Raw genomic sequence first — 10,504 nt, 5'->3', positions numbered from 1 at the left:
GCGCCAGCGCCTTCACATCGTCGGGGATCAGATAGCCCCGCCCGTCCATATAGGCGCTAGCCTGCGCCGCCCGCAGCCAGTCGCGTGTGGCGCGCGGACTCGCGCCCAGACGCAGCTCTGCCGCAGCGCGGGTCGCGCGCACGATCTCTACCATATAAGCGACCAGCGCCGGATGCGCATGCACCTGCAGCACCTCCTGCTGCATCGCTGACCACTCCTGCGGCAGCAGCAGCGATCGCAGCGTCTCGGCGCGACGGTGGCCGCTCCCCTCTGTCAGCATGCGGATCTCCTCGGACGCCTCCGGGTAGCCGACCGACAGCCGCATCATGAAGCGGTCCAGCTGCGCCAGCGGCAGCGGATACGTGCCTTCATGGGCAGCCGGGTTCTGCGTCGCGATGAGCGCGAACGGCTCCGGCAGCCTGCGCGTCTCGCCATCCACCGTCACGGCGCGCTCCTCCATCGCCTCCAGCAGCGCCGACTGGGTGCGCGGCGCCGCACGATTGAGCTCGTCCGCCAGCACCAGATGCGCCATCAGCGGCCCTTCGCGATAGACAAACTCGCCCTTGCGGGCATCCCAGATCGAGCTTCCCGTCACATCGGCCGGCATCAGATCCGGCGTGAACTGGATGCGGCTGAACGAGCCGCCGATCAGCCTCGCCAGCGCCTGCGCCAGCAACGTCTTGCCGACGCCTGGCACATCCTCCAGCAGCAAGTGGCCGCCAGCCAGCAGCGCAATGATCGCTCCCCGCACCGTCTCCTCCTTGCCCAGCAGCACCGCGCCCAGCCGCGCCTCCAGACGCTTCACGCGCATCGACGCCTCCTGCGGCCAGGCGGTCGTCGTCCTCTCGCTCTCCGGCTCCGATTCCCATGCATAGGACATCCTCGTCATCCGTTATCCCTCCTGATATAGACCTTCTAGCATCTAGTCTGCACAGATTGAGAGATTCTTAGACGAGCGCGCATGCCAAATAAGCGCAGTCCCCCAAGCTCCGCACTCTTCGGAGACTTTAAGGTACTGCGCCTATTGGGTACTACGCTTGCTGTGCATCATTGTTTATATTATGTAACAAATGCCTTACCGGCCCGGCTATCAGCGGCTACAGCTCCTCGCGGATAAAGGCCAGCGCTTCCTCGACATGGTTTTTGACGCGTACCTTGCGCCATTCCTTGACGAGCACGCCGTCCTTGTCGATGATGAAGGTCGAGCGCTCGATGCCCATGTACTCCTTGCCGTACATCTTCTTCAGCTGCCAGACGCCATATAGCTCCGATACCTGATGCTCCTCATCGGCCAACAGCACAAAAGGCAGCTCGTACTTGGCGATGAACTTGTCGTGACGCGCCGCCGGATCGGTGCTTAAGCCCAAAATAACTGCCCCCGCATCGGCGTATTCGGCGCTGCGATCGCGGAAGTCGCATGCCTGCGTCGTGCAGGTCGCCGTCATATCCTTCGGATAAAAATACAAGACGACATGCTTGCCGCGATAGTCCGACAGCTTCACGCGCTGGCCGCCGCTGGCCGCCAGTTCAAAGTCCGGGGCCGGTTGTCCTATTGCTATGGTCATCTCCGTTCTCCTCCTGCTCTCGTGTTGATTCCTATAAAACATAGCAAAGTTAACCGGCAATTTCAAACCGGGCGCCGCCCCCTCCAATCGGGTTAATCCGCTCGATATGAAGATGAAACGGGCTGCAGCGGGCGGTAGGCGACTTACGATCCTGCTCCTCTATACCGGCTGACGCCGTGATTCCAGATCGTCAGGCCGATCGCCAGGAAGACCACGCCGACGAGCGGCGTCAGCATCGCCATCGTCCCCTCGCTGCCCGTGCGATCCAGGAAGTGAGAGGCCGGATAGACGCCGACAAAGGCGAACGGCAGCACCCAGGTGAGGATGAAGCGGATCGGCTTGCTGAAGATGCCGACCGGGTAACGACCGTAGTTCTGAATATTATACATGAGCGGCAGGATGCCGGTCGGCGAGTCCGAGTAGAAGGCAATCGCCGTCAGCGCGATATATAAGCCCGCATAGATCATCACCGAGCTAAGCACGAGGCCGGTCATGATCAGCAGATCGAGCGGCGAGAACGGGAGCCCAAGCTGCGACCATGTGATGCCGACGATGAGCGCGCCGATACCCGAGCCGATCAGCGATGGCGGGTCCATATTCTCCAGGACGATCTGTACGAGGTTATGCGCCGGACGCGTCAGCACCCGGTCCATCTCGCCCTTGACGATATATCGGTCGCTGAAGCTCCACAGATTAAAGAACGTATTGAAAATCCCGTACGGGATCATAAAGTACCCGTAGACGAACACAACCTCAGCCTGCGACCAGCCGCCGAGCGACTCGGTATGCTGGAAGACGACGAGGATGAAGATCAGGTTAAGCCCCTGGAACAGCAGATCGCTCAGCACCTCGATCCAGAAGTCGGCGCGGTACGTCAGACGCGTCTTGGCGTAGTTCTTCATATATTCCCAGAATAGTCCCATCACGAACATAAGCTAGCCCCCCTGTACGAACAGCCGCGTGCGCGCCGCCCGCCAGACTGCCCAGATCGGCAGCGCCAGCAGGACGCACCACAGCACCTGCAGACCGAACACGCCGCCCGCCTCGCCGATCGGCGTCCGGCCGGTGAAGACCGAGCTCGGCAGATAGGTGATCGCCTGGAACGGCAGCCACCGCATGATGCCCTCCAGCCAGCCCGGGAAAAAGCTCATCGGGATGATGACGCCGGAGAACAGATCGACGAGCACCCGCTTCATCCGGATCAGACCGGTGTTATTCTCGATGAAGAAGGCGCACAGCCCGGTCAGCATGTTGATCTGCGTGTTAATAAGGAAGCTGAAAAACAGCATGAGCGCGTACCAGCCCCAGACGAGCGGATCGGTCGGAAGCGTCACCGGGAAGATGAGGCAGACGACGACCATCCCCGGCACCATGAACAGCAGCAGGCGGAACAGGCCCTCGCCAAGCCCCTGCATCAGCTTCACCATCAGGTACGAGTAAGGCCGGATGAACTGGATCGCCACACTGCCGTCGCGGATCTCGTCGGCGATCTCGCGATCGAGGTTATTGAAGTAAAAGGCGCGCGCCATCCACGACACGGCGATGTAGGTCGTCATCTGGTTGATCGTAAAGCCGCCGAGCACCTGCTGGCTGCCGTAGATCGCCTGCCACAGGAAATAATACGCGCCGATATTAATGGCGTAAATAATAATGCCGCTGTAATAATTGACCCGATACGCGAGCATCATCAGGAACCGGATGCGAATAATATCAACATAGGCAGGATTCATGCGTGACTCTTCTCCGTCTGGTAGATCTCGCGGACGATCTCGTCGGTGTTCGTCTCGAAGATCTGGATATCGCGGATATCGCCTACGCTGACGACGCGGGCCAGCGCCTCCGAGACGTTGACGGCGACCGGCAGCCACATGACCGCAGTCACCTCGTTGACCAGCTTCCAGTGGACGCCGCCCAGTCCCGCCGTCAGCTGCTCGAGCGCGGGGAGCGCCACCTGCGAGCCGAACTGGAACTGGATCTCGCGTCCCTTGCTCCACTTGGTCTTCAGGTCGCTCAGATTGCCATCGTAAATAATACTGCCGTCATCGAGCATGATGACGCGCGAGCAGAGCGCCTCGATATCCTGCAGATCATGCGTCGTCAGCAGGATCGTCGTGCCGTGCTCGCGATTCATCTCCTTGAGGAAGTCGCGGATCTCGGTCTTGACGAGGATGTCGAGGCCGATCGTCGGCTCGTCGAGGAACAGGATCGACGGGTTGTGCAGCAGCGCCGCAACCAGCTCGCAGCGCATCCGCTGGCCGAGACTGAGCTTGCGCACGGGACGATGGAGCAGATCGGCCAGCTTGAGTCGCTCCACCAGCTCGCCAAGGCGGCGGCGATAGTCGGCCTCCGGCACCTTGTATACCTTGCGCAGCAGCTGGAACGACTCGATGACGCCGATATCCCACCAGAGCTGGCTGCGTTGGCCGAAGACGACGCCGATGCCCTTGACGAACGCCTCGCGCTCCTTATGCGGGATGTGGCCATTGACATTAAGCCTGCCCGAGGTCGGCACGAGGATGCCGGTGAGCATTTTGATCGTTGTCGATTTGCCCGCTCCATTCTCGCCGATATAGCCGCAGATTTCGCCGCGCGGGATTTGGAAGCTGATGCCCTTCACCGCCGTCACATCGGTATATTGCCGTTTGAACAGGTCCTTCATCGCTCCGGCCAGACCTTCGCGGTTTTTCTGGACGCGGAATTGCTTCTTGAGTTGTTCTACATCGATCGCTATGTTGGCTGACACGGTTGTCCGCTAGCTCCTTTCGCTCGACATTTCCCGGGAAATTGTGAGCGTTCCTTAAGTCTTTCGAAAAAACTTGATAAATCACCAGTCGACAATTTATAATTTAATGATATGTAATCATACATGATTTCTGTCCTGTCGTAAATAACCGCCCCGACGCTTCAAGCGATTACGGACGGGAGGTTCGGGGTACTTAGAGATATAGCCTCAGCGCCTTTATTGAACCTCTTTCAACGTTGCATCGTTTTTTAGATGTACGAGGGCGCTTTTCCGCACCCCATAATAACCTGAAACCTGACATTTATTATTTAAAATCATTGTCGAAGGGATGAATAGACGCGAATGGACAGCAGAGTCAAAAAAAGAAAAAGACCTTGGAAATACGCCTTGTATGGCGTGCTCGTCGCTCTCGGCCTGGTAGGCGCGTATGCCGGATATCAAGCCTATGGCGTGTACAACGCGCTCGATAACTTCCAAAAGGATGAGACGGAGTCGCGCTTCGAAAATATCCCCGTCGAGCCGGTCAACCTGCCGCCCAAATGGGAAGGCAAGGAGCGCGTGAACATCCTGCTGCTCGGCGGCGACGCGCGCGACTCGGAAGTGAACGGCATCGCCCGCAGCGACTCGATGCTCGTCGTCTCTGTCGATCCGCTCACCAAGAAGGCGCATCTGTTCTCGATCCTGAGAGACACCTACGTCAACATCCCGGGGCATGGCAAAGGCCGGATCAACACCGCAATCACGACTGGCGGTCCGAATCTCGCGATGCAGACGGCTGGCGACCTGCTCGGACTCGACATCCAGTATTATGTGTACGCCGAGTTCGAAGGATTCAAGTCGCTGATCGACGCGATGGGCGGCATCGAGTTCGAGGTCGAGAAAAATATGAAATATACGGACAATGCCGACGGCAATCGGTACGACATCGACCTGAAAAAAGGACTGCAAGTGCTCGATGGCGACAAGGCGCTCCAGTACGTGCGCTTCCGTCACGACGCGATGTCCGACTTTACCCGTACCGAGCGCCAACGCAACTTCATGAAGGCGGTAGCCCAGGAGATGCAGTCGACCTGGAATCTGATCCGCATGAAGGAGATCCTCGAGAGCGTCCAGCCGTACATCGAGACGAACCTGACGGTCAGCGACATGCTCAAGCTCGGCCAGCTCGGTCTGGGCCTCCACATGGCCGGCTCCGCTCAGGTGCCTCCGATGGAGCTCATCAGCGAGGAGCGGGTCGGTACAGCCTCCGTGCTGATGGCGCGCAGCGAAGACCGCCTCCTGGACTACGTCAAGGAAGTGCTCGCCGGAGACGAGACGTTGACTCCTGCGCCGGATACGGACAATGCCGATGGCACGGATGCCCGCGGCGGCTCCGTCAAGGCCGAGACCGAAGGCGCCGATACCGGCCAATAACCGGAGCGTCGCGTGATTGGGCACCATCCTAACCATTTCAAAAAACCAAGTCGTTCGGGTTTCCCCTTGCGACTTGGTTTTTTTTGATGGCAGCTTAAGGCGTCTCCTCGCCATAAGCTCCGAATTCGCTGACGCTGAACCAGTAATGACCAGCCGAATTGCCATGACCGACCAGCCTCAGATAGCGCGCAGTAACGCTCTGCGGCAGGGCGTAGTACTCCGGCTCGCCCGTCAAGCCGCTGCTCTCTCCCCGGTAAATCTCGGTGAAATTCACTCCATCGGCAGAGGCTTCCAGATGGAAGTAGCTGACGCGCTCGGCTCCCCGGAACAATCCCATGTCAAAGCCGCTGACCGCTCTGGCCTGACCCAGGTCGAAGTCGACATAGACGCCGTCTCCATTCTGGGTCCAGTACGTGCTCTCCACCTCGTCAAGCGCGGCGGAGGGCAGATTGTCAGGATTGCCAGGATTGACGTCATGGACGACTGACAAGGGAAGCCGCGCGACATCGTATACCTCCGCTGCTACCTCGATCGTATAGACCGCCTGCTGTGTTCCTCTCGATACGGTAATGGTCGCCTCGCCGGGGAACGACGTCGGCAGCTCCATGTCCACGGTCATGTCCGGACCTGCAGGAATCGCCAGCACATCCACCGTGTCCGGCTTGCGCAGATTGCGCGGATAATCGTCCAGGTCGAAGGTATAGCTATACAACCCGGCCGTAAGGCCTGCAAGAGGAGCGCCGTTAATGAGGACGCCGCTCAGTCCCGGGGCCGACGATACGCTGCCTGGAGCCGACGTGACCTGCATCGTATCCAGGTCGAGCGTATACGTCACGTCATCCGTTGTGAAGGCGAATGTCCTGCCGGATTGTACGGCGTTAACCTTGGCAGGCGCTTCCCCCGCAGCCGACCAGGATAGTGCCGTTGCCGTGAGCAGGCTCTCTCCCGTCTTCCTGGTGACGGCAGCCTTGCGCTGGCCTGTTGAACCTCCGATATTGGTCACCACCGTCAGCGTCTCTACGTCCAAGCTGCTCGCCCCCGGGGTGAGATTATCGATGAGCAGATTCGATCGGGCGGAGCGAGCGAGCACTGCGTCGCCGAGCGATGTCAGGTTCTGCGTCTCAGGGAACCAGCGCAGCTCCAGATTGGACGACTGCTCGGCCTCGATATCGTCGACGACAAGCAGGATATCCTCCTCCTTGAGATACAGCATATGACGGTCGAACTTGCTCAAGCCGACGCTATCGGGATACGCCTCGGCGCTCGCGCCCACGAAATAGTCATACGACGCCGAGCTCTCCACCTTGGTCATCTCCGGGAAGGCATACGACAGCTCGATATCCCTGTTGCTATTGAACCAGGCTCCATTCTCGCCCATTTGCCCTACGCCATCTACGAGCAGCGTATTATGATTGCCGGTCTTCTTGAAGGCATATCCGTCGTCGCGCAGCAGCACCTCGTTATTGCCGAATAACACGAAAGCGTTGGCATCCGGGTGCATATGCCCGCTGCCGAAGTCAGGCCGCGTGGGATAAGCTTGCGTATACGTAGTCGCATGCTTGCCCAGGAACGGGCCGGATCGGAAGTACAGCGCGCTTGCATCGTCGTCCCAGCCGCTGCGGGCAAAAACCAGTCCAAAATCCTCAAAATGATGCAAGGTCGGCAAGGGCTCCGGAGCCTCGGACGGCGCAGCCGGATCGTAGTACAACAGATTTTCCCACACCGTATTGACCGTATCCCAGGTCAAGCCCTCCGCCAGCATCGCATCGGCAAGCCCGATCAGCTCCGGCCTCTCATAGCGAGCGGCCAGCTGGTAGAGCGAATTGGTCGGCCCGCCAAAATCATAGCCGAGCGCGTCTCCAAGGTTGACGCTCGTCCGGCGAAGCTCCCAGCCCCCCTTCGGATAGGCGGCATACAGTCGATAGGTTCCCGTATTCTCCAGCCAATCCGAAGCAAACACATCGATGCCGAAGAACGTCTCCGCCAGCTCGCCGTAGCGCAGCAGCACGCTCACGCCGTAGCTCCAGTAGCCCACGCCTTCCTGGCTCGCGCCATCAGGTCCATACAGGGTGAACGTATGGGCAAAGAACTGTTGGGCATTTTCAAACCAGCCTACAATCTCCGCGTCATCGGCGCTGTCCTCGCCATAGATGGCCAGTCCTGCGGTTACCATTCCCAATAGATTAATCCAGCCATGGTTTTGCAGGTATTCCCATGTCCAGGTCTTCTGATTGTTCTCATACACGTAGTTCAGATACGCCGCGCGCTCGAACAGCTTGTCATACATGGCGGCCTTCAAGGCGCCGTCCAGATCGTCATACAGCCAGTCATACATCACGCCCATACCGAACAGGATATGCCCGGCGGCAAGATCATTATTGGCTGCCCCGAACTTGGAGAGGCTAAGCGCAAGCTCGGCCCACTCCACGGCCGCATCGAGGTAATCCGTATCGCCGGTCACCTTGTACATGAACGAAAACGCGGCCAGATTATCGCCGATATGCCGTTGGTTCTCGTCAGGAGCAGTGTCTCCTGCCTCCACATAGAGCGGAGCCGCCATAGCCGTCTGGACGATCTGCTCCGCTTGCGCATACAGCTCCTCGAACTGCGGAGTCGCTATCCTCGCGGACAATGCGCTCCATTCATTCTCCTGCACGAACAGTCTGGAGTGGGTATCGACATAACTGTTCAAGAGCGTCATCATCGTGGACGTATCGGTCAGATAAGCCGACACATCCGGCTTCTCCGGCGGCTCGGGGCGATCGCTCTCCAGCGGCACCTCAATCGGCGCCGCATCGCCCGGCTCGCCGCTGATCTGCTCGATGCGCGTGATGCCTGCTCCCTTGTAGGTTCCATAACCTACCGTACCCAGATTCGGGACGGTCAACGGAATGTCCGGGACGACGACATAGCTTCCATGCAGCCTAGCCAGGCTATCCACAGCCCCGCGGTAGCTGCCGAGCGCGTCCGAGCGGAGGAACACATCCGCCTGATCTGTATTCGTATTATAATGCACCCATAGCTCTACCCAGGTGCCGGCAGGGAAGCGATAGCCCGGCAGAGGCTCGCTATAGAGGACATTGGTAGCGGTTTCAAAACGCACCGTATTGGAGGACGATACGACCATCCGCAAGCCTCCGGAGAACTGGGGCGCGCCGGCGGGCATCAGCTCCAGGGTGGCGTGCTGGACAATTTGCAGCTTGGCGTAGATCGTCGCCTCGCCGGCCATCGGATCGAAGCGGTAGATGCCGTACGGCCCGGAATCGCCGCCGTAGTCCTCTACCTTCAGGTAGGCCGTACTGCCTGCGCCCGGGTGATCTATCGTAAAGGAGCCGAGATGACTGCCCTGAATCTCCCAGCCCTCTGGCGACGCTCCGTCCGACTGCAGCCCAAACGCCGTGTCAAAGGGATCACCTGGGAGATCGAAGGCTCCGACGCGTCCCGCCAGTCCCTGGAGCGCGGCCAGCCAGTACGTGCCGCCGCCCGTATAGGCGCCATATCCAACAGTCCCGAAATTGCTGACGGTCAGGGGAATATCCCGGATCGCGATCGTATCGCCATAGCGGTACGTATGAGCGCCCAAAGCGCCGCTGTACGTCTCCAAAGCGGTGGACTTGATGAATAGCTCCGCCGTCCCTTCATCCGTATCAAAGCACAGCCACAGCTCCGCCCACGTTCCCGCAGGCATCTGGTAGCTCCCCAGAGGCATCTCGTAAATATCGCCCGCCTCCGACTCCACCGTCAGGATGCCTGCCGAGGAGACAGACAGCCTCACACCCGTCGTATACGTCGTCGCTCCGGCCGCCATGAACTCGATGCCCCCGTCATGACCGAGCTGGAGCTTGGCATACAGCGTCTCCTTGCCAGTAAGCGGCGTGAAGGGATAGATGCCATAAGGGCCGTCATTGCCGCCATAGTCTTCCACTCGCAGACGATTGACGCCATCGAGCGGTTGAATGGAGAAGCTGCCCCTATCGGTGCGATAGAGCGACCAGCCGCTCGGCGCGCTTCCCGTCGTCTGAGCGGCAAAGTCGGCATCGAACAACACCGTGCCCGCCTCGACAGGAATGACGATCGGCGCCACAAGTCCGGTCATCCCCTTCATGAAGGCAATCAGCGTCGTCCCTGCTCCCTTGTAGGTTCCATAGCCGATCGTGCCGATGTTGGCAATCGTGAGCGGAATATCCTCGATGATCAGATAATCGTCCACTATTCGGCTGTGAGCGCCCATAGCGCCCGCATAGCCGAGGAAAGCCGGAGACCGAAGGAACAGCGTCGCCGTATCGGCATCGGTGTCAAAGGTCAGCCACAGCTCCAGCCAGGTTCCCGATTGTAGCCGATATCCCGGCAGCGGGTCGGCATAGACATTATTTTTGGCGGATTCGACAGACAGTGTATTGGCCGAGGACAGATTCAGACGGATGCCCGTATTGTATCCCGTAACGCCTGCGGGCATGAACTCGATCGCCGATTGATGAACGGCCTGAAACTTCGCATGGATCGTGTTGGCGCCCGTCATCGGCGCAAAAGCATACAGACCGTAAGGGCCCGAATCGCCGCCGTAATCCTCTACCGCGAGATAATGTTCATCCGCTTGCTCAGTTACTGTGAAGCTGCCGAGAGTCGTGCGCGAGAGTGTCCAGCCGCTCGGCGCCGCGCCGACAGTCTGCGCTTCGAAGCCGGTATCGAACAACAGGGTCGAAGCATGTGCGGGAAGGATGCCGATGTTCAGCATCATGGCCGCAATTAGCATCCTTGAAATCCAACGTCGGATCATGTTCGT

At 59.3% G+C, this 10,504-nt stretch carries 7 protein-coding genes; 1 reads left to right on the top strand and 6 read right to left on the bottom strand.

The features are described from left to right. The 5 genes from PA598K_RS28505 to PA598K_RS28485 all read right to left on the bottom strand — a co-directional run. A partial coding sequence (locus PA598K_RS28505) for an AAA family ATPase (RefSeq protein ID WP_128660195.1) occupies nucleotides 1–889 on the bottom strand: 889 nt, incomplete at its 3' end. 208 nt (nucleotides 890–1,097) lie between these two features. Next, nucleotides 1,098–1,565: a thioredoxin-dependent thiol peroxidase gene (bcp, locus tag PA598K_RS28500; protein ID WP_128660194.1), complete on the bottom strand. Its 468-nt coding sequence runs from the start codon at nucleotides 1,563–1,565 to the stop codon at nucleotides 1,098–1,100. Between the two features lie 143 nt (nucleotides 1,566–1,708). Then, complete coding sequence (locus PA598K_RS28495; RefSeq protein WP_128660193.1) at nucleotides 1,709–2,497, bottom strand: ABC transporter permease; 789 nt, start codon at nucleotides 2,495–2,497, stop codon at nucleotides 1,709–1,711. A gap of 3 nt (nucleotides 2,498–2,500) precedes the next feature. Beyond that, nucleotides 2,501–3,295: an ABC transporter permease gene (locus PA598K_RS28490; RefSeq protein WP_128660192.1), complete on the bottom strand. Its 795-nt coding sequence runs from the start codon at nucleotides 3,293–3,295 to the stop codon at nucleotides 2,501–2,503. After that, nucleotides 3,292–4,308: an ABC transporter ATP-binding protein gene (locus tag PA598K_RS28485; protein WP_128660191.1), complete on the bottom strand. Its 1,017-nt coding sequence runs from the start codon at nucleotides 4,306–4,308 to the stop codon at nucleotides 3,292–3,294. The genes PA598K_RS28490 and PA598K_RS28485 overlap by 4 nt, the downstream gene beginning before the upstream one ends. Nucleotides 4,309–4,650: 342 nt before the next feature. On the opposite strand from PA598K_RS28485, the gene PA598K_RS28480 reads away from it, so the two are divergent. Next, nucleotides 4,651–5,721: an LCP family protein gene (locus PA598K_RS28480; RefSeq protein WP_128660190.1), complete on the top strand. Its 1,071-nt coding sequence runs from the start codon at nucleotides 4,651–4,653 to the stop codon at nucleotides 5,719–5,721. A gap of 94 nt (nucleotides 5,722–5,815) precedes the next feature. Here PA598K_RS28480 and PA598K_RS28475 read toward each other — a convergent pair whose 3' ends face one another. After that, complete coding sequence (locus tag PA598K_RS28475; protein ID WP_128660189.1) at nucleotides 5,816–10,498, bottom strand: DUF4962 domain-containing protein; 4,683 nt, start codon at nucleotides 10,496–10,498, stop codon at nucleotides 5,816–5,818. Between the last annotated feature and the right edge of the window lie 6 nt (nucleotides 10,499–10,504).

Source organism: Paenibacillus sp. 598K (genome assembly GCF_003851045.1).
Classification (GTDB): domain Bacteria; phylum Bacillota; class Bacilli; order Paenibacillales; family Paenibacillaceae; genus Paenibacillus_D.
Note: the sequence above shows the minus strand (reverse complement) of the source record. Positions and strands in the feature narration are given on the sequence as shown.

Bases quoted from the DNA above. Each gene is read 5' to 3' on its own strand.
- bcp (WP_128660194.1), bottom strand. From the start codon at position 1,565: ATGACCATAGCAATAGGACAACCGGCCCCGGACTTTGAACTGGCGGCC.
- PA598K_RS28490 (WP_128660192.1), bottom strand. From the start codon at position 3,295: ATGAATCCTGCCTATGTTGATATTATTCGCATCCGGTTCCTGATGATG.
- PA598K_RS28495 (WP_128660193.1), bottom strand. From the start codon at position 2,497: ATGTTCGTGATGGGACTATTCTGGGAATATATGAAGAACTACGCCAAG.
- PA598K_RS28475 (WP_128660189.1), bottom strand. From the start codon at position 10,498: ATGATCCGACGTTGGATTTCAAGGATGCTAATTGCGGCCATGATGCTG.
- PA598K_RS28480 (WP_128660190.1), top strand. From the start codon at position 4,651: ATGGACAGCAGAGTCAAAAAAAGAAAAAGACCTTGGAAATACGCCTTG.